Genomic DNA, 18570 nt, shown 5'->3' on the forward strand with positions numbered 1-18570 from the left:
CGGTGGCGTGGTGGCCGGTGCCGGGTGTAGCGGCTGACCTTACCGGCCGCCCGTTTGTTCCAGACGTGCCAGCTTCAGAAACCGGTAGTACACGGTCTCCGCGTTGAACAGAGCGATCATCAACCCGGCGCGGCCGTCCAGAAAGCCGCGGCGCAGCAGATAGGTCCGCACGAACGCCCACAGGCCTCGCCCGAGCGCGAGGCGAATGCTGCCTTTCTGCCCGGCCTCGTAACGCTGCCGCGCGCCGGCTGTCGAATACGCGTCGAGCTTGCGCAGCACGCCCTCGTAGTCCTCGTACGAGTAGTGCATCAGCTTGCCGGTCAGGCGTTGCGCGGGCGTGTCGAAAACGAGGCGCTCGTGCACGAGGTCGTCGGAGAAGCGCGCGGTGCCGCGTTTAAAGAGACGCGGAATCCAGTCGGGATACCAGCCACTGTGATGGACCCAATGGCCGCAGAAGCTCGACAGACGGTCCAGCGCGTAGACGTCGGCGGCGGGCGCGGCGAGCGTCGCGCGAATCGATGCGGCAAGTTCCGGTGTGACGATTTCGTCGGCGTCGAGCGACAGGATCCAGCTTGTCGTCAGTGCCTCGACCGCGCGATTCTTTTGCGGGCCGAAGCCCGGCCAGTCCGTCTGTTCGATGACCCGAGCGCCGTGCGCGCGGGCAATGTCGGCGGTGCCGTCGCTGCTGCCGCCGTCGATCACGACGATCTGATCGGCGAAGGCCACGGCTTGCAGGCATTCGGCTAGCCGCGCCGCCGCGTTGCGGGTGATGATGGCAACGCCAAGAGTGGTTTCTTGCATACCTGAGTGGCGTGGAGGACGAAGTGACGGAGCGGGCTGCGACCCGGCAATCGAGCAGCGAGTATACACACCCCATCCCGCCCCACACCACAGCGCCGCTTCGCCAGGGGTTCCGCGCATGGCGGCGCGCACCGGGCGCCGGCCATCATCTTCAACCGATTACAATGCTCTTTTTCGATATTCCACGCGGCGGGCCAACCCTGCGCCGCGTGCTCGCTGTTCGGCATTTCCAGAGGATTCCTTGAGCGCCAAGCCAACGTTAAGCAAACCCATGGGTTCAGGCGATGCATCGTCGCCGGCCGTCGTCCTGCGGCGTCTGTGGCCATTCATCAAGCCGCTGCTGTGGGTCGTGCTCGGCGCGATCGTCGCGATGGCGGTGAGCGCCGGCACCGACGCCGCCATTCCCGCGCTGCTCAAGCCGCTGCTCGACAAGGGTTTCGGCTCGCATGCGGTCGACAGGACCAGGTGGCTCGTGCCAGCCGCGGTGATCGGCCTCGCGTTGATTCGCGGCGTGTCGCAGTACGCGTCCGGCTATCTGCTCGCCTACGTGTCGAACAAGATCCTGCTCGAACTGCGTCTGAAGATGTTCGACCGCATGATTCACACGAGCGTCGCGTTCTTCCAGCGCGAAACCGCGAGCACGGTGATCAACGCGATCGTCTTCGAGGTCAACCAGATCCTCAACGTGCTGCTGAGCGTGATGGTCACGCTGGTGCGCGATTCGCTGACGGTGATCTTCCTGCTCGGCTATCTGTTCTATCTGAACTGGCGCCTGACGCTGATCGTCGCGGTGCTGCTGCCGGGCATCGGCTGGCTAGTCGGCAAAATCAACCGCCGGCTGCGGCGCCTGAACCGCGAGCATCAGCTGCTGACGAACGAGCTGTCGTATATCGTCGAGGAGACGGTGGGCGGCTACAAGGTCGTCAAGGTGCATAACGGCGAGCAGTACGAGACGGACCGCTTCACCGAAATGAGCCGGCGCCTGCGCGGCTACGCGATGCGCATGACGGTGTCCGGCGGCCTCGCGCAGCCGTTGACGCAGTTCCTCGCGTCGATCGCGCTCGCGGTCGTGATCACGATTGCGGTGGTGCAGTCGTCGTCGGATCAGACGACGGTCGGCGGCTTCGTCGCGTTCGTCACGTCGATGCTGTTGATCATCTCGCCGCTCAAGCATCTGATGGACGTGAATCAGCCGTTGCAGCGCGGCATGACCGCGGCCGAACTGATCTTCGGCCTGATCGACGAGCCGGCCGAGCCAAAAGGCGGCGGCAAGCCGCTCGCCCGCGCGCGTGGCGAGGTCGAGTTCCGCGACGTGTCGTTCAACTACGGCGCGAACTCCACGCACAACCGTCACACGCTCGACCAGGTGTCGTTCAAGGTTGCGCCGGGCGAGATGGTCGCGCTCGCGGGTCCGTCGGGCAGCGGCAAGACCACGCTCGTGAACCTGCTGCCGCGCTTCTTCGATCCGACCGGCGGCGCGATTCTGGTCGACGGCGTGGCGCTGCCCGAATACGACCTGCACGCGCTGCGCAGCCAGATCGCGATGGTGAGCCAGGATGTCGTGCTGTTCAACGACACCATCGCGCACAACGTCGCGTACGGTCAGGCGGTCGATCCGGACAAGGTCAAGGCGGCGCTGCGCGCCGCGAACCTGTGGGACACCGTGCAGGCGATGCCGCAGGGCATCGAGACGCTCGTCGGCGACAACGGCATGATGCTGTCGGGCGGCCAGCGTCAGCGTCTCGCGATCGCGCGGGCGATCCACAAGGACGCGCCGATCCTGATTCTCGACGAAGCGACGTCCGCGCTCGATTCCGAGTCCGAACGCCACGTGCAGGCGGCGCTCGAAACGCTGATGAAGGGCCGCACCACGCTCGTGATCGCGCACCGGCTCTCGACGATCGAGCGCGCCGACCGCATTCTCGTGATGGAGGCGGGGCGGATCGTCGAGCGCGGCAGCCATCGCGAACTGCTCGAGCACGACGGCTTGTACGCGCATCTGCACCGCATCCAGTTCCAGCAAAGCGCGGTTTGATCCGGCACGTTGCGGACGGGAGCGCGGGCCGGTGTTGTGTTTAAGTCTCAATTGGTTGCGCTTTTTCGGCGCTAATCGCATGCTGGCGGGCAACCACGGCCCGTCTGGCGGAAATCGACTGCCCATGTTTCACGACGATCCGAGCAAGCCGCTCGTCTCCATCGCGCTCGCGACGTACAACGGCCGCACTTATCTGCCCGAGCTGCTGGCCTCACTCGAAGCGCAGAGTTGGCCCCGTCTCGAAGTCGTGGTGTCCGACGACGCCTCCAGCGACGGCACCCGCGAACTGCTCGCGTCCTATGCGGGACGCGTGTCGGTGCGGCTCGTCGGCGATGGTACGCGGGCCGGCATCGTCGGCAATTTCGAGCGCGCGCTCGCCGGCTGCCGCGGCGACTACATCGCGCTCGCCGACCAGGACGACGTCTGGGCGCCCGACAAAGTCACCGATCTGATGCGCGAGCTGCGGCGCGCGGAGAGCGCGGGAGGCGGCGCCGCGAAGCCGGCGCTCGCGTTCTGCGACATCGAGCTCGTCGACTCGACGCTGTGCTGTTTATCGCGCTCGCTGTTCGATATCACCGCGAAGTCGCGCTGCGCGACGCGACTGCGCGATTTTCTGCTGAGCAACCACGTGCCCGGCTGCGCGATGCTCGTCAATCGCGCGACGCTCGAACGCGCGCTGCCATTCCCGCCCGGCATCGCGATGCATGATTGGTGGCTCGCGATGGTGGTCGCGTCGTTCGGCGAGATTCGTCACGTCGAGGCGTCGCATCTGAAGTATCGGCAGCATGACGGCAACGCGGTCGGCGCGAGCGCGACCAACGAGCGCGGCGCGGCGCGCGACGAATGCGGCGCCGAGGCGGCACGGCGACGCGGCGCGAGCCGGCAGCGGCAGATCGAAGCCATCGCGGATCAGGTGCGGGCGTTCGCGCGGCGCTTCGGCGCCGAGCTGCCCGTCGACGCGCGCCACGACATGTACGCGTTTTCGCGCGGTGTCGCGAGCTGGCGCGGCGCGTTCGAGTTCGTGATGATCAGCCACACCGGCGAGACGTTCGTGCGCTCGGTGAAGATACTGCGGCGTTTGCGCGCGAGCGTGTTGAGCTTTGGCGTCGAGGTGCGACGGCCGAGCCTCGTGCGACGCTTGCGGCAGCGGCGGGGCGCGAAGCGCAGTGTTTCGCGACGCTCGCGTCTGTGAAGACGGCCATGCGCGCTCTCGTCATGCCTTTCTGCCCCGCACGACCCGCTTGATCCAGATGCCCGGCGCATACACCACCGGGCAACTCGCATAAAGAAACATCCGAATCCGCAGCCCGAGCTTCACGCCGGCGCTGCGCGTCACCAGCCCGATGCGTTCGCCGAGGCCGCCCGCTTCGAACATCGCGTGGATGAACTGCTCGCGCGCGAGCTTCGGCGCCATCGCCGCGCGCATGCGTTCGGCGACGCCGGCGATTTCAGCGTCGCGCTGCAGCTGCGCGAGTTCCGCCAATCCGTAGCGATTGCTCTGCCGCATCCGCGCGACCAACTCGTCGACCGACTGGTAACGGCGCTTGCGCGATAGCCCGCCGCGCCGGTAGCGGACCAGCGGCTCGCGCAGACTGATCGCACCGCCCGACAGGATCGCGCGCAGCACCATGATCTGATCCTCGGCCGCGGCGCCGGGCAGCATCGGCCCGAAGCGTTCTATCAGGCGTCGTGACCACGTATGCGCGGCGCCGATCAGCCATGGACGCTCGACGAGCCAGTCGTCGAAGCTGCGATAGCGGTCGAGCCCGGTCGGGCTCACGCGCTCGTGCACCTGACCCGCTTCGTCCATGTCGGCGAGATCGGTCGCGATCAGGTCGGGGCGGCGCCCATGCGCGAGCCAGCAGTCGACGACGCGTTCGCAGCGTTCGGGCGCCGACATGTCGTCGCCGGCGGCGACGAACAGCAGTTCGCCTTGCGCGAGCTGCGCGAGTTGCGACAGGTGCGCGCTGATGCCCTGGTTCGCGCTATTGCGCCGCGCGATCACGCGATGCGGCCCTGTGTAGCCGGCGAGCGCCGCTTCGATCGAGGCGTAGGTGGCGTCGCTGGACGCGTCGTCGGAGACGATGATTTCGAGCGGCTCGTAGGTCTGCGCGAGCGCGCTGCGCACGGCGTCGCCGATCTGCTCCGCCTGGTCGTAGGCGATCACGAGCATCGAGACGAGCGGACGGGTGGTGTCGGCGGTTGCAGGGGTTGCGAGGCGCGGCGGGCTATCGGTCATAAGGTCGAGGCGAAGGCGATTGGCCTAGATTCTAGCCGCTGACGGCCGCGCCGCGCGACGCACGCGGCAAACCTGAGCACTGCGAGCTGAGCCCGGCGAAACCATCCTTTACAATTGCCGCTGCCCCGAAACTGCGCACCCACGGCCCCGTCCGCGCGTGCGTCTCACCGAGACCGATCCTTGTCAGAGCCAACCCGCGACGCAGCCCTCGACCCGCACCGCCGTCCCCTCGTCGACATCGCGCTGACCGCCCAGGCGCTGAAGAACAGCGGCGGCGCCGAGCGCTACACGCGCGATGTGATCGCCGGACTGCATCGCATGGGTCTGCGCCCGACGCTGTTCGCGCGCGAGATCGATCGCGCGCTGCCCGAGGCCGCGTGGATCGATGCGCAGCCGCTCAACGTGCGCTGGGCGCCGCGCAAGCTGCGCAACCTCGCGTTCGACTGGCGTCTGAAGCAGCGTTTGAAGCGGCATCGTCCGGCGTGCGTGTTCTCGATCAATCACTCGACGCATGCCGACGTCGCGTTGTGCGGCGGCACGCACCCGGGCTCGCTCGAAGCCGCGGGCCGCGCGCCGCGCCGCAGCGACGCATGGCAGATCGAGCTCGAGCGGCGCGTCTACACGCGGGCGCGCTCGATCGTCGCGCATTCGCAATTGATGAGCCGGGAGTTGCAGCGTTTCTATCACGTGCCGGCCGCGCGCATCGACGTGCTGTATCCGCCGGTCGACACTGAACGCTTCAGGCCGCTCGACGCCGCCGCGCGCGCGGCCGTGCGCCGCCAGCTTGGTGTGCCCGACGATCGCGTGATGTTCGTGTTCTCGTCGACGAGTCACGAGCGCAAGGGCTATGCGCTGCTCGAAGCGTTTTTCTCGCGGACGACCCTGCCGGTGTGTCTCGTCGTCGCGGGCCGCCCGGTGCCAAAGACCAGTGACACGATCCGTTACGCGGGCTATAGCAAGGACATCGAGAAGCTGTTCGCGGCCGCCGATTTCACGGTCGTCGCGTCGGCGTACGAGCCGTTCGGACTCGTCGGCGTCGAGTCGGTGATGTGCGGCACGCCGCTCGTAATCGCCGACAACGTCGGCTCGGCGGAGACCGTGACCGGCGCGGCGAAGATCGAGTTCTCGCGGCAGTCCGCGGGCAGTTTCGAGCGCGCGATCGAGCAGGCGATCGCGCGCGTGAAGAGCGGTGGTGCCCGCATCGCGGCGCCGCGCGACAGCCTCGTGTACGACCCGAGCGTCGATGCGCACCTCGCGGCGCTTTACGAGGTGTTCACGCGCGGATGACAGCGGCGCGCCGCGCTCGGCTCGCCGCTTCTGCTCGCCGCTCCTGCTCGAATCGAAATCAATCGCGCGGCTGCTTCTCGCGCACCAGCGCCGCTGGCGTCGGCGTGGCCCGCGCTTCGCTTCGCAACTCGCGTTTGCGCGCATCGATCACCGCCAGCAGCGTCGCCACCAGCAAGGCGAGCAGCACCGTCACCATGATCGGCACCAGCACGTCGATCGTGAGCCCGAAGATCACCGTGCTGGCCGCGACCGCAAGACCCGCGTACGACGCGGCGCGAATCGCTGGATCGGTCGCATGCCGGTGCCGCCAGAAATACACCCCCATCCCGTAGTAGAACAACAGCAGGCAGATCACGCCGACCGCGCCCATCTCGGCGAGCGTCGAGAAAAAGTCGCTATGCGCGCGCTCGTTGACGATTTCGGCCTTCACTTCGCCGTGCTTTGCCATCACGCCGAGTTCGTCGACCAGACGGCCCTTGCCGATGCCCCACACCGGATGTCGCTCGAAGATCATCCGCGACGCATCCCACAGTTGCAGGCGCAGACCCGTGGCCGTGAAATCCTCGCCCTTGTGCATCATCGATACGTCGTTCGGCACTTCGGCGAAGCGCTTGCGAACCCGTTCGGTCGATAGCAGACCACCCGCCGCGATCACGATCACGAGCGTCGCGATCAGCATGCGCTTTTTATGGGCGAACCACTGGTACTGCATGCCGAGCAGCACGACGAACACCGGCACCGCGAGCCAGCCGCCGCGTGAGCCCGACAGAAACGACGCATAGCCGCCCGACACCAGCGCGAGGACCCGCGGCACGAGCACGCGCCAGTCGCGTGGATTGTCCCAGCCGAGCGTGAATACTGACAGGAACGCGAGCAGCAGCGCGGTATCGCCGAACGGAATCGCGTTCGTGTACGAGTTGTTCAGGCGTTTCGCGTCGGTCCAGCCGCCGGGCGGCTGATCGATGATCGCCCATGCGCCGACCGCGAGCGCGCCGGCCGCGCAGCCCCAGCCGATCATGCGCAGATTGCGCGACGGCAATTGCCGCAGCAGCAGGAACACCAGCAGTGCGAGCACGAAGCGCGTCAACGAGTCGAACTCGCGTGGCAGCCAGTAGCCGAGCGCCAGCTGCTGCACGCCGACCCCGACGACGAACGCGAGCATGCCGACCGTGAACCAGCGATAGGTGCGCAACGCGGAGAAATAGCCCGGCATGCGCCGGTTGACGATGGCCGCGCCGAGCGCAAGCGCGACGAGCGCGAAAAAGCAGTAGCCGGTGCCGCCGCGCCAGATCAGATTGACCGCGGGCGCGAGAAACAGCAGAGCCGACGTGAGCCAGACCAGACTGGATGCAAAAATCATAGGTCTACGTTATCGATGAACACTACCGTTCCGGTGGTGAAATTGCAGGAGGCGCCGGACCATTTGAGTTTTTCAAGACGGCAGAGCGATCCGGATTATAACCATGCGCTTCCTTGCGAAATGCTTGCTGCCGCACGCGGTAGGGTTCTACTGGCGCGCGGCATGCGGCGGGGCGGGGGCGGGCGGCGTCTGTCGTGCGAGCAGACGGGGGCGGTACAATCGCGCGACACTCATGGCCGGCGCGCGGCGCATGCCGCACCCGCGCCCAGCTCAACGGACCGACTCGATGTTCTCAATCATCATCCCGACCTGGAACAACCTGCCTTATCTGCGCCTCGTGATCAAAAGCCTGCGCCGTCATTCGACACATCCGCACCAGCTCATCGTGCACGTGAACGACGGCTCGGACGGCACGCTCGCGTGGGTGCGCGACGAGGGCATCGAGCACACGGCGTCGCCCGGCAATATCGGCATTTGCCACGCGGTCAACATCGCGGCGGCGCGCGCCACGCAGGACTACATCGTCTACATGAACGACGACATGTACTGCTGCCCCGGCTGGGACGAAGCTCTCGTCAAGCGTCTCGTCCAGATGCCGGCCGACAACCTGTTCATGCTGTCGGGCACGATGATCGAGCCGGTCGATTCGGGCAATCCGTGCGTGGTTGTGCGCGACTTCGGCCGCGACGCGCAGGTGTTCCGCGCCGACGAGCTGGTCGCCGCCGCGCCTGGCCTCGCGCGCGCCGACTGGCGCGGCGCGACGTGGCCGCCGACGCTCGTGCATCGTGACTGGTGGTTCAAGGTGGGCGGCTACAGCAGCGAGTTGAGCCCCGGCATGAGCAGCGACAACGATTTTTCGATGAAGCTGTGGGACGCGGGCTGTCGCGTGTTCGTCGGTGTCGGCGACAGTCTCGTCTATCACTTCCAGCAGAAGAGCACCGGCAAGATCGTGAAGAACGACGGGCGTCGCCAGTTCCTCAACAAGTGGGGGATGACGCAGGCGACCTTCGACCGCTATTATCTGCGCCGCGGCACCGCCCTCGCCGGTGCGCTCGCGCTCAGCGAGCCCGAGCGCACCGGCCGGCTGCGCCGTGCGCTTTTGAAGTCGCGCATCAAGCGCGCGCTGGGCTGACGGGCGTCGAGCCGAAAGCGGCTGCCTGACGCGCGGCGCGTGTCAAACGCCGCCCGTCACGAGCGGCAGCACGGTCAGGTCCGGATGCGTGCCGTCGATGATGCTGCGCCCCACGTGCACCGCTTCGTATAGCGCGTCGTCGAGGCTTGCGAAACTCTCCTCGCCGTCCGCGTGAAACGGCACCGCATGGCCGGGAAGCTGGGGGTTGGCGCCCGGGTGGCAGACATAGCCGAGATACGTGTAGCGGCTGCTTTGCGCGGCCGCTCCTGCGCCATGCGCCGCGTCGGGCGGGTCCTTCGCGACAGGTGAAACGTGTATTTCGAAGCCCTCGTATTGCACCGTCTGCCAGGCTGCGGTTTCGTCGGCCATGGCCGCCTCCGTCTAAGTCTGTCCTGTCCAGAAGTCTAGGTGATTTACCGCCAGAACGCGCGGGCGGGCCGCCAGGCTCGCCAGAACGCCCCTGCCAGCTCGCGTCGGATAAAATGCTGCGCTTTGCCCAAATCCGACTTCGCTCATGTGGTTCAAAAACCTTCAGCTGCACCGTCTGCCCGCTCCGTGGTCCGTTACCCCTGAACAGATGCAGAAATGGCTCGCGCCGTACGCGTTCGCGCCCGGCCAGAGCATCGAGATGCAGGCCCAAGGCTGGGCGCCGCCGCGTGACGGCGACTCGCTCGTCTACGCGATGAACGGACAGATGCTGCTGACGTTTCGCGCCGAGAAGAAGCTGCTGCCCGCATCGGTCGTCACGCAGGTCACGCGCGAGCGCGCGGCCGAGCTCGAGGAGCAGCAGGGCTTCAAGCCTGGCCGCAAGCAAATGCGTGATCTGAAGGAGCAGGTCACCGACGAGCTGCGGCCGCGCGCGTTCAGCATCCGCCGCGATACGCGCGTGTGGATCGATTGCACGAACGGCTGGCTCGTGATCGACGCGGCGTCGCAGGCGGTCGCCGACGATGTGCGCGGTCTGCTCGTGAAGTCGATCGACTCGTTGCCGATGATGACGGTGCGCGTCGCGCAGTCGCCGGTCGCGGCGATGACCGGCTGGCTGCTCGACGGTGACGCGCCGGCGGGTTTCACGCTCGACCAGGACACCGAGCTGCGTTCGCCCACCGAGGGCAACGCGACGGTGCGCTATGTCGGCCATGCGCTGGATGCCGAAGACATGCGCCGCCACATCGAGGCCGGCAAACAATGCATGCGGCTTGCGATGACGTGGAACGATCGCGTGTCGTTCGTGCTGACGCCGTCGCTGACGATCAAGCGCGTCGCGCCGCTCGACGTGCTCAAGGAAGCGAGCGACCCGACCGCGCAGAACGACGACGAGCGCTTCGATTCCGACGTCGCGCTGATGACGGCCGAACTCGACCGCCTGCTGCGCGATCTGATCGATGCGTTGGGCGGCGAGCAGAGCGAGCAAGGGTTCGCGTTGCCGCAGGCTGTGGCGGCTTGAGCGCAAATGGATCGGGTAGGTCCGCCGCTGGCCTGGCGCGCCGCGCTGACGACAGTCTGCGCGCAATCGGCCACGCATGAACCCCGGTAAAACTCCGTGCGCTGCCGCACCTTCGATGCAGACGAAAAAACGACAGCCGTATCAAAGGCTTGCAGATCTTTCCGGGAAGTTATGCACAGATTTGCCAACAAAAACTGTGGGTAACTTTGCCGTGTCGTCGCGCGCTTCGCCGCGCGTCGACGCGCCGTCAGTCTTCGAGCGCCCACGCGCGCTTGCGGCGCAGCAGCGCCGAGCCGATCGCTACCGCCGCGCCGATGCCGCCCATCGTCAGCGATAGCGCGACGATCAGTGGGCCGGTTTGCGCGCGCGCGGAGAACACGCCGACGAGCAGGCCGGCGAGAGGCTGCGTCAGGTTGTTCAGCAGAATCGCGACGCCGATCGTCTTGCCGTAATCCTCGGGCGGAATGATCTGCAAACGCGCGCTGCGGATGTAGACGTTGAACATCTTGTCAAAGCCGACGATCAGCAGAAAGCCGAGCGCATAGCCCCACGGCGACGCGCTCGCGCCCGCGATCACGCCGCCCGCGCAGATCGTCACGAACGCGACGAGACCGAGCACGCGCGCGGGCCAGCCGGCGCGCGCCACGGTCAGCAGCACCAGCACCGTGGCGATCGCGCCGGCCGTTTGCAAACCCGCGTAGTAGCGGTTCGATTGCGCATGCAAGCCCGTCACCATCGCCGCCGATGTCGCGAGTGTCACACCGATTACGAGGTTCTCCGCGGCCGCGAGCATGATGACCTTTCTCAGGCCCGGCAGGGTCCACACGTGATCGAGCGCGATGCGCAGCGGCGTGCTCCAGTGAGCGGTGGGTGCGAGCGAATGGGCGGACGAATCAGCGGACGAATCAGCGGGCGCGCGAAAACCGCTTAGTCGCTGCCAGACGAACAGCGCGGCGTCGGCGCAGAGAAACAGCACGCCGGTCGCGGCGACTACCCATTCCCAGCGCCACAAGCCGAGCAGCAGCGCGGCGAGCATCGGCCCGAGCACGAAGCCGAGCTGATCGGCCAGTTGCGAATACGCGAGCACCTTCTGGATCTGCTGAGTGCTGAAGATCTGCGGCAGCATCACCTCGCGCGCGACGAGTCCCTGGCTCGTCAGCACGCCGCACGCGGCCGACAGCGCGATCAGCCAGCCGATGCCGCCGAACAGCGCATACGCGGCGATACCGCCGAAGCATGCGAGCGCGCGCACCGCCTGGCTCAGCCGCATCAGACGCAGTGGCGGGAAGCGGTCGCACAGCGCGCCGAAGAACGGGAACACGAGGTAACGCGGCAGCGTTTCGATGAAGAACGCGAGGCCCGACCACGAGACTTGGCGCGTCGTCTGAAACACGACGAGCGGCACCAGAAAGAGCAGGATCTGATCGGCGAGACGCGCGATGAACAGCGAGCAGAAGAAGGCCTGATGGTTGACGCGCACCGTGGTTGTCTCGCCGTGTTGGGGTCGAGACCGATGCTATCAAAAGTTCGCGCGTGCGAGGTACGCGCACGCGCCCGTGTGCTCTGCTACTCGCTGCGATACGCGTGCTCGAGCGGCGCGATATCGAGCTTGACCATCTTCATCATCTGCGCCATCACGCGGCTTGCCTTCTTGCGGTCCGGGTCGCGCAGCATGTCCATCAATACGTTGGGCGCGATCTGCCACGACACGCCGAAGCGGTCCCGCAGCCAGCCGCACGCCCACGGCTCGCCGCCGCCGTCGAGCAGCTTCGACCAGTAGCGGTCGACTTCTTCCTGCGAGTCGCAGTGCACGAACAGCGAGATGGCCGGCGTGAATGGATATTGCGGGCCGCCGTTCAGGGCCATGAACTCCTGGCCTTCGATTTCGAAGACGATGGCCACTACCTTGCCTTCCGGTCCGGGCCCAGCGTCCGTGTAGTGCAGTGTGGTTGCAATGCGCGAAGCCGAAAACACGGACGTGTAGAACGCCGCGGCTTCTTCCGCATTGCCGTCGAACCATAGGCACGGCGCGATTTTCTGCATGACGTTGCTCCTTCGCGACGAATGATGGCGGGCGGCGGGCGGCGGGCGTATGTTCGCCCGACGCCCGCCGGCTGCTTACTTCTTCTCTTCGGACGAACAGTTCATCGCGGCCATCCCCTGCTGGATTTCCTCGGCGCTCAGGTCGCGCTTGTGCGTCGCGAGCGACCAGCTGTGACCGAACGGGTCCTTGAGCTGGCCGTAGCGGTCGCCCCAGAACATGTCGGTGACGGGCATCGTGACGGTGGCGCCCGCGTCGACCGCCTGTTTGAAACTCGCGTCGACGTCCTGGACGTAGTAGTGAATCGTGACCGGCGTGCCCTTCAGCGTGATGGGGCCGAAGGATTGATGCTCGGGCCATTCGTCGGTCAGCATCAGCATCGAGTCGCCTATTTTCAGCGTCGCGTGCATCACCTTGCCGTCGGGGCCCGGCAGGCGGACCTGTTCGACGGCGTTGAAGGCTTTCGTGTAGAACGCGATCGCTTCGGCGGCGTTCTTGCAGATCAGGTACGGCGTGAGCGAGTGCATCCCGTCCGGGATCGGTTTGACGGCGGCGCTGGACATGACGGTGACTCCTTGAAGTAACGGTTCCTCAGTGGAAAGACCGGCTGCGTGAGCTGGGTCTTCAACGTTACGACGAGTTCGCGGCCGTCGGATCGACACCCCGAAAAAAATATTTTCAGGCACGGGCGAGGGCGGCCCGGCCATTTATCCCGCCGGATTGTCCTCGTCCGCGGGCGGCGCGGCCGACGGCGCCGCGCTGCCCGCCGGCGCGCCGAGGATGCTGATCTGAAACGTGTGCGTCGCGGCGAGCGACTGCAGCGTCGCGTCCTCGGGGATGCGCTCGTCGAGCGGCAGGATCACCGAGCCGCCGATCACCGCGCGGCGGCTGTCGTCGGCCGGGCGCAAGCCCCACACGTCCTGATACACGACGGGGACCGAGACGCCGTCGCGCGTCGTGTTGCCGAGGTACAGCATCACGTGCCCGCCGATGTAGATCAGCGTGCGCAGCGGCACCCCATGCCGCGCCAGATAGTCGAGCCGCCCGGCGGGCGTCGAGTCCGACAGATCGACCATGCGGCCGGCGCTCATCTGCGTCGACGAATGGCGCGGCAGCCACACGCCGAACGCGGCGAAAATGCTTTGCAGTTCCGACGAACAGTCGTTGTAGAGCCCGCTATTGCCCCAGCCGTACGGCCGGCCGATCAGCGCTTTCAATAGCATCGCGAGATGGCGCGGCGTCGCGGCGAGCGGCATCGGCGTGATCTGCGTGGCGTCGAGCGACGCGCTGCGGATCAGGGCGCGGCCGTCGACGTCGCGCGCGGGTACGAGCAACTGGAGCGTGGCTGCGTTGCTGCCGGTCGCAGCCGATGATGCCGGGGCACCCGTCACCAGCGGCAGCATCGTCCCGGCCGGAGCGTCGAAGCGGAACACGCCACGGCTGTCGTTGATCGCCGCCGACGCGACGATCACCGCGCCCAGCGACTTCCCGGCCGCCGCGCGCCATTGATCGATGAAACGATCGTCGGCGAACGCGACGCCGTCGCTGCGCACCCAGCCCTGCACGTCGGGCGTCTGCACGTAATGCCACGCGCCGTCGACGCTGCTGCCGAGTACATAGAGCGGCGCGCCGGGCCGCACCGCCGAAATCTGCAGGTTGTCGAACGGGTAACCCTCGCCGGCCAGGCGATGGTCGTAGAACGACGGATCGGTGGTAGGCAACTCGCGCACCATCAGGTTGCCGGTCGCGATCGCGCGCCGCGCGGCCTGATAAACCGGGGTTTGCGTGAACTGCGCGACGTTGATGTTGTGCGCGATCGCGTCGATCCACGCCTTGTCGTGCGGCCGGAAGTTTTCGCCGTAAGCGATGATGCTGCCATGCTTGCGGGTGTTGTCGAACTTGTCGATACGGCGCTGTTGCAGTGCGGCGATGTCCTCGCCCTCGTCGCGAAACACGCGCGTCGTCACCCAGGCGGGATTCCACGGCGATGGCGCGTTCGCGCCCGTGCCGAAGTAGCGCGCGAACAGCGCGTCGAAATGCGCGCGCTGCTCGGCGGCGCTGAGAAACGGCCGATCGTAGTCAGGGCTGTCGGGGTCGAGCCAGTGATCGACGTTCTGGTCGTAATGGGCGAGCGGAAACAGCGTGACGTTGTCGACGAACGCGTGCGTATCGCGCGGCGGCGTCGGCGTGCTGCACGCGACGAGCGTCGTGATCGCGGCGCACAGAACAAGGGCGTGGCAGGCACGGCGGGAGAGAGCGGCGACGGGCATAAAGATCAGGCGGATGAGGTCCAGGGGCACGATGATACGGTGTCGGCGATGCCCACGGCGGATTGGATGTTTAGCGGCGGCGCGCGGCTTCCATTACACTCCTTTATCCGTCCACCCCGCGCGTCGCCACGCGCTTGAATCGATAGGGAGCCCGGCATGAAAACCAGCGCACGCAATCAGTTCAGCGGCGAAGTCACCGAAGTCAAGCACGGCGCCGTCAACGACGAAGTCACGCTGCGCACGCCGGACGGTCTCGAGGTCGTCGCGATCATCACGCACGGCAGCGCGAAGTCGCTCGGGCTCGCGGCCGGCAAGCAGGCGTTTGCGCTCGTGAAGGCATCGTCGGTGATCGTGATGGTCGATGTCGCGAGGCATCAGGTGTCGGCGCGCAACTGCATCGAAGGGACCGTCGCGGCCGTGACGAAGGGCGCGGTCAATTCGGAAGTGACGATCAGCGCGGGTAGCGTGCAGATCGCGGCGATCATCACGAACGACAGCGTCGAGCGCCTCGGCCTCGCGAGCGGCAAGACGGCGACGGCGATTTTCAAGGCGTCGAGCGTGATTATCGGTGTCGATCAGTAAGGGGCTCCGGTATCGCGTATGGCGCGAACGATGATGCCGTCCCATCCAGAAACAATCGTGTGAGCGTCACCTGTTGGCGCTTTCCATCCCGCATTGATCACGGACGCCGTCATGTTCGAAGTTTCCTCAACCTCGCATCTGCCCAAAGCCGCGCAATACGACGAACTGGTCACGCAGGCGCGCGCGCTGCTCGCCGGCGAAACCGACTGGATCGCGAACGCGGCGAATTTTTCATCGTTCGTGTTTCATTCGTTGAGCGATCTGAACTGGGCCGGCTTTTACTTTCACGACGGCCGCGAACTGGTGGTCGGCCCGTTCCAGGGCAAGCCCGCATGCGTGCGCATTGCGCTCGGCAAGGGTGTCTGCGGTACCGCCGCGCAAACCCGTCAGACCCAGATCGTGCGCGACGTGCATGAGTTTCCCGGCCATATCGCTTGCGATTCGGCGTCGCAATCGGAAATCGTCGTGCCGCTGGTCGCGCCCGACGGCACGCTGATCGGCGTGTGGGATGTCGATAGCCCGTTCATCGCTCGCTTCGACGACGAGGACGCCAAGGGCATGGAAGCGCTGTGCGCGGTGTTCATCGAGGCAGCGCTGCCGCGCGTCGTGTAGTGTCGCCGATTCGCTCCGGCAAGCAACTCGCGTACCGCGCGATGTAACGGCTGGACAGGAACGTATCGTGCGTCATCTGCGTCGGGGACCAACAAACGAATCGAGCCGACGATGAACGACACCCTCTACCGTCTATTTCATCTTCAGCCGTCGCTGCTCGTCACGCTGACGCACGACGTCGTGCATATCGCGATCGCGGTGCTGATCGTCGTGGTCGGCTGGTGGTTGTCGAACCGCGTCGGCGCGATGTTCGCGAAGGCGCTCGCGCGCACGGGCGCGGACCCGACCCTCGCGCCGATGCTGGCCGCGTTGGGTACGTGGGCCGTGCGCGTGTTCGTCTTCATCGCGGCACTCGGTGAAGTCGGCATCGCAACCGCCAGCATATTGGCGGTGCTCGGCGCGGCTGGCCTCGCGATCGGCCTCGCGCTGCAAGGCACGTTGCAGAACATTGCGGCCGGCATGATGCTGCTGTTGCTGCGACCGTTTCGCGTCGGCGACGTGATCGAGGGCAGCGGCGCGGCGGCGGGCATCGTGCGAGAGGTCGGGCTCTTCACGACGCGGATCGAACGAGGCGACGGCAACATCGTGTTCGTGCCGAACAGCCAGATCTGGAGCAATCCGGTGATCAACTACAGTTGTGGCGGCACGCAGCGCATCGAGGTCGACGTGGAACTCGCGCAGCGCAAGGACGTGGATTCGGCGATCGGGCAACTGCAGAAACTCGTGGCCGACGAGCCGCGCGTGCTGAGCGGCTCGACGCTGGCGCCGGTGGTATCGGTTGCGGACTATCCGGCGGATGGCGGCGCGACGTTGCGGATCGCGGCGTGGGTCAGGTCGCCGGATGCGTTCTTCGCGGCTGCTAGAGAATTCGAGGTTGAAATTCTCTGCGTTGCCGTTGCGATAGATGGGGCAGCGCGGATCGTCCAATCGTTAACGCTTGTTGACCTTATTCAGAAGGCAATTCGACTTCCGATGTTCTACTCAGATCCACTACCAAAGGGTGTTCCAAACGCTTGAGCCGATGTTTTGCGGTCTGCCGATCTATCCCGTAATTAATCGCTTTCGACGATCTGCTAGCTTCATGCAATGACAAATGAAGCGATAGGCACGGTACCGCATGCGATCACTTGAAGTAGAGATAAAAGCGGGTAAGCCGTCGCCTTTGTGATTTGCCGCTGGCCGGACGCCAGACCGGCTGACTACGGACGGCTTTGATGCGCCCCCTCTGCGTCGCCCAAAAGGCGCACATCACCACAGCGTGACACTCGCGTAGGTCTTTCGCACCCACTACATCAACACAATGTCGTACTGCTCCTGACTCAAATTCGACTCCACCTGCAACGACACCGGTTTGCCGATGAAATCGATCAGCATCGCCAGATGCTGCGACTCTTCCTCGAGAAACAGATCGATCACCTGCTGCGAAGCGATCACGCGAAACTCGCGCGGATTGAACTGCCGCGACTCGCGCAGAATCTCGCGCAACACGTCATAGCAAACCGTCCGCGCGGTCTTCACCTGCCCCTTGCCCTGGCAAACCGGGCACGGCTCGCACAGTACATGCGCGAGCGACTCGCGCGTACGCTTGCGCGTCATCTCCACGAGCCCGAGTTGCGAGAAGCCATTGACGGTCACACGCGTGCGATCGCGCGACAGCGCCTTCTTCAATTCTCCTAGCACCTGGTCGCGATGTTCGACGTTTTCCATATCGATGAAATCGATGATGATCACGCCGCCCAGATTGCGCAGCCGCAGTTGCCGCGCGATCGTGTGCGCGGCTTCGAGGTTGGTCTTGAAGATCGTGTCGTCGAAGTTGCGCGCGCCGACGTAACCGCCGGTGTTCACATCGATCGTCGTCATTGCCTCGGTCTGGTCGATCACGAGATAGCCGCCCGACTTCAGATCGACGCGACGCGACAGCGCGCGCTGAATCTCGGCCTCGATGTTGTAAAGATCGAAGAGCGGCCGCTCGCCGGTGTAGTGGTGCAGCTTCGACGATACCGCCGGCGTGAATTCGGCCGCGAAATCGGCGAGCATCTGATACGTCTCGCGCGAATCGACCTGAATGCGCGACGTTTCGTCGTTGACGAAATCGCGCAGCACGCGCTGCGCGAGATTCAGATCCTGGTAGAGCAGGCTGGTGGGCGGCATGCGCTGCGCCTGCGACAGAATCGTCGCCCAGGTCTTGCGCAGATACGCGACGTCGGCGGCGAGTTCTTCGCTCGTCGCGTCCTCGGCGATCGTGCGCACGATGTAGCCGCCTTTCTCGTCGGCGGGCAGCACCGCGGTCAGACGCGCGCGCACGGCCTCGCGCTCGGCTTCGCTTTCGATCTTCTGCGAGATGCCGATGTGCGGCTCCTGCGGCAGATACACGAGCGTGCGCCCGGCGATGCTCGCTTGCGTGGACAGCCGCGCGCCCTTCGTGCCGATCGGGTCCTTGACGACCTGCACCATCAGCGTCTGGCCTTCGAAGACGATCTTTTCGATCGGTTGATGCGGCGTTTGATGTTGTGCTTCGCCGGCGATGCGCGGATGCCAGATGTCGGCGACATGAAGGAACGCGGCGCGTTCGAGGCCGATGTCGATGAACGCCGATTGCATGCCCGGCAGCACACGCACGACCTTGCCGAGATACACATTGCCGACGCGCCCGCGCGACAGCGTTCGTTCGACATGAAGTTCCTGGACGGCGCCCTGTTGAACGAGCGCGACGCGCGTTTCCTGCGGCGTGACATTGATCAGGATTTCTTCATTCATGGTGTTG

17 protein-coding genes are annotated in these 18570 nt (G+C 65.7%); 8 read left to right on the top strand and 9 right to left on the bottom strand.

From position 1 onward, the window contains the following. Window positions 1-39: 39 nt before the first annotated feature. Entirely contained in the window at window positions 40-801 is a 762-nt protein-coding gene (locus OKW43_RS19040; protein WP_187635055.1) for a glycosyltransferase family 2 protein, read from the bottom strand. 241 nt (window positions 802-1042) lie between these two features. Between OKW43_RS19040 and msbA the strand changes: the two genes are divergently transcribed. Then, window positions 1043-2836 (top strand): lipid A export permease/ATP-binding protein MsbA, encoded by a 1794-nt coding sequence (msbA, locus tag OKW43_RS19045; RefSeq protein ID WP_429449075.1) that lies wholly within the window; start codon window positions 1043-1045, stop codon window positions 2834-2836. Window positions 2837-2960: 124 nt separating this feature from the next. Continuing rightward, the gene (locus OKW43_RS19050) at window positions 2961-4028 is read left to right on the top strand and encodes a glycosyltransferase family 2 protein (RefSeq protein ID WP_187635053.1); all 1068 of its coding nucleotides are present in this window, start codon (window positions 2961-2963) and stop codon (window positions 4026-4028) included. A 21-nt stretch (window positions 4029-4049) separates the two neighbouring features. Here the strand turns inward: OKW43_RS19050 and OKW43_RS19055 are convergent, their stop codons facing one another. Continuing rightward, the gene (locus tag OKW43_RS19055) at window positions 4050-5075 is read right to left on the bottom strand and encodes a glycosyltransferase family 2 protein (RefSeq protein WP_429449078.1); all 1026 of its coding nucleotides are present in this window, start codon (window positions 5073-5075) and stop codon (window positions 4050-4052) included. 180 nt (window positions 5076-5255) lie between these two features. Here OKW43_RS19055 and OKW43_RS19060 point away from each other — a divergent pair, with 180 nt between their 5' ends. Then, the gene (locus OKW43_RS19060; protein WP_429449080.1) at window positions 5256-6362 is read left to right on the top strand and encodes a glycosyltransferase; all 1107 of its coding nucleotides are present in this window, start codon (window positions 5256-5258) and stop codon (window positions 6360-6362) included. A gap of 58 nt (window positions 6363-6420) precedes the next feature. Here the strand turns inward: OKW43_RS19060 and OKW43_RS19065 are convergent, their stop codons facing one another. Next, window positions 6421-7722 carry an O-antigen ligase family protein gene (locus tag OKW43_RS19065; RefSeq protein WP_429449082.1) on the bottom strand — a complete coding sequence of 434 codons (1302 nt, stop codon included), beginning with the start codon at window positions 7720-7722 and terminating at the stop codon, window positions 6421-6423. A gap of 286 nt (window positions 7723-8008) precedes the next feature. On the opposite strand from OKW43_RS19065, the gene OKW43_RS19070 reads away from it, so the two are divergent. Further along, complete coding sequence (locus OKW43_RS19070) at window positions 8009-8854, top strand: glycosyltransferase family 2 protein (RefSeq protein WP_187635049.1); 846 nt, start codon at window positions 8009-8011, stop codon at window positions 8852-8854. Between the two features lie 42 nt (window positions 8855-8896). Here OKW43_RS19070 and OKW43_RS19075 read toward each other — a convergent pair whose 3' ends face one another. Continuing rightward, window positions 8897-9223 (bottom strand): hypothetical protein, encoded by a 327-nt coding sequence (locus OKW43_RS19075; RefSeq protein ID WP_429449084.1) that lies wholly within the window; start codon window positions 9221-9223, stop codon window positions 8897-8899. 145 nt (window positions 9224-9368) lie between these two features. On the opposite strand from OKW43_RS19075, the gene OKW43_RS19080 reads away from it, so the two are divergent. Next, window positions 9369-10301 carry a recombination-associated protein RdgC gene (locus OKW43_RS19080; RefSeq protein WP_429449086.1) on the top strand — a complete coding sequence of 311 codons (933 nt, stop codon included), beginning with the start codon at window positions 9369-9371 and terminating at the stop codon, window positions 10299-10301. Between the two features lie 247 nt (window positions 10302-10548). Here OKW43_RS19080 and OKW43_RS19085 read toward each other — a convergent pair whose 3' ends face one another. From OKW43_RS19085 to OKW43_RS19100, 4 genes are all read right to left on the bottom strand, one after another. Then, window positions 10549-11781, bottom strand: a complete 1233-nt coding sequence (locus OKW43_RS19085) for an MFS transporter (protein ID WP_429449088.1) — start codon at window positions 11779-11781, stop codon at window positions 10549-10551. Window positions 11782-11867: 86 nt separating this feature from the next. Then, entirely contained in the window at window positions 11868-12344 is a 477-nt protein-coding gene (locus OKW43_RS19090; RefSeq protein ID WP_187635045.1) for a VOC family protein, read from the bottom strand. Window positions 12345-12419: 75 nt separating this feature from the next. Next, complete coding sequence (locus OKW43_RS19095; protein ID WP_187635044.1) at window positions 12420-12905, bottom strand: VOC family protein; 486 nt, start codon at window positions 12903-12905, stop codon at window positions 12420-12422. Window positions 12906-13049: 144 nt separating this feature from the next. Continuing rightward, window positions 13050-14612, bottom strand: a complete 1563-nt coding sequence (locus OKW43_RS19100; protein ID WP_429451727.1) for an SH3 domain-containing protein — start codon at window positions 14610-14612, stop codon at window positions 13050-13052. A gap of 156 nt (window positions 14613-14768) precedes the next feature. Here OKW43_RS19100 and OKW43_RS19105 point away from each other — a divergent pair, with 156 nt between their 5' ends. The 3 genes from OKW43_RS19105 (at window position 14769) to OKW43_RS19115 (ending at window position 16823) form a co-directional block, all read left to right on the top strand. Beyond that, the gene (locus OKW43_RS19105) at window positions 14769-15194 is read left to right on the top strand and encodes a TOBE domain-containing protein (RefSeq protein WP_429449091.1); all 426 of its coding nucleotides are present in this window, start codon (window positions 14769-14771) and stop codon (window positions 15192-15194) included. A 111-nt stretch (window positions 15195-15305) separates the two neighbouring features. After that, window positions 15306-15806: a GAF domain-containing protein gene (locus OKW43_RS19110; protein WP_429449093.1), complete on the top strand. Its 501-nt coding sequence runs from the start codon at window positions 15306-15308 to the stop codon at window positions 15804-15806. A gap of 111 nt (window positions 15807-15917) precedes the next feature. Further along, the gene (locus OKW43_RS19115) at window positions 15918-16823 is read left to right on the top strand and encodes a mechanosensitive ion channel family protein (RefSeq protein WP_429449095.1); all 906 of its coding nucleotides are present in this window, start codon (window positions 15918-15920) and stop codon (window positions 16821-16823) included. Window positions 16824-17093: 270 nt separating this feature from the next. On the opposite strand, the gene rng is transcribed toward OKW43_RS19115, so the two are convergent. Beyond that, window positions 17094-18563: a ribonuclease G gene (gene rng, locus OKW43_RS19120; protein ID WP_187635041.1), complete on the bottom strand. Its 1470-nt coding sequence runs from the start codon at window positions 18561-18563 to the stop codon at window positions 17094-17096. Window positions 18564-18570 lie beyond the last annotated feature (7 nt).

This window comes from Paraburkholderia sp. WC7.3g, assembly GCF_050436345.1.
Classification (GTDB): Bacteria; Pseudomonadota; Gammaproteobacteria; order Burkholderiales; family Burkholderiaceae; genus Paraburkholderia; species Paraburkholderia podalyriae.

Excerpts from the sequence above, each read along its gene's own strand:
- OKW43_RS19115 (WP_429449095.1), top strand. The coding sequence starts at position 15,918 with ATGAACGACACCCTCTACCGTCTATTTCATCTTCAGCCGTCGCTGCTC.
- OKW43_RS19050 (WP_187635053.1), top strand. The coding sequence starts at position 2,961 with ATGTTTCACGACGATCCGAGCAAGCCGCTCGTCTCCATCGCGCTCGCG.
- OKW43_RS19065 (WP_429449082.1), bottom strand. The coding sequence starts at position 7,722 with ATGATTTTTGCATCCAGTCTGGTCTGGCTCACGTCGGCTCTGCTGTTT.
- OKW43_RS19110 (WP_429449093.1), top strand. The coding sequence starts at position 15,306 with ATGTTCGAAGTTTCCTCAACCTCGCATCTGCCCAAAGCCGCGCAATAC.
- OKW43_RS19090 (WP_187635045.1), bottom strand. The coding sequence starts at position 12,344 with ATGCAGAAAATCGCGCCGTGCCTATGGTTCGACGGCAATGCGGAAGAA.
- OKW43_RS19100 (WP_429451727.1), bottom strand. The coding sequence starts at position 14,612 with ATGCCCGTCGCCGCTCTCTCCCGCCGTGCCTGCCACGCCCTTGTTCTG.
- OKW43_RS19095 (WP_187635044.1), bottom strand. The coding sequence starts at position 12,905 with ATGTCCAGCGCCGCCGTCAAACCGATCCCGGACGGGATGCACTCGCTC.
- OKW43_RS19070 (WP_187635049.1), top strand. The coding sequence starts at position 8,009 with ATGTTCTCAATCATCATCCCGACCTGGAACAACCTGCCTTATCTGCGC.
- OKW43_RS19105 (WP_429449091.1), top strand. The coding sequence starts at position 14,769 with ATGAAAACCAGCGCACGCAATCAGTTCAGCGGCGAAGTCACCGAAGTC.
- OKW43_RS19075 (WP_429449084.1), bottom strand. The coding sequence starts at position 9,223 with ATGGCCGACGAAACCGCAGCCTGGCAGACGGTGCAATACGAGGGCTTC.
- rng (WP_187635041.1), bottom strand. The coding sequence starts at position 18,563 with ATGAATGAAGAAATCCTGATCAATGTCACGCCGCAGGAAACGCGCGTC.
- OKW43_RS19080 (WP_429449086.1), top strand. The coding sequence starts at position 9,369 with ATGTGGTTCAAAAACCTTCAGCTGCACCGTCTGCCCGCTCCGTGGTCC.
- OKW43_RS19055 (WP_429449078.1), bottom strand. The coding sequence starts at position 5,075 with ATGACCGATAGCCCGCCGCGCCTCGCAACCCCTGCAACCGCCGACACC.
- OKW43_RS19040 (WP_187635055.1), bottom strand. The coding sequence starts at position 801 with ATGCAAGAAACCACTCTTGGCGTTGCCATCATCACCCGCAACGCGGCG.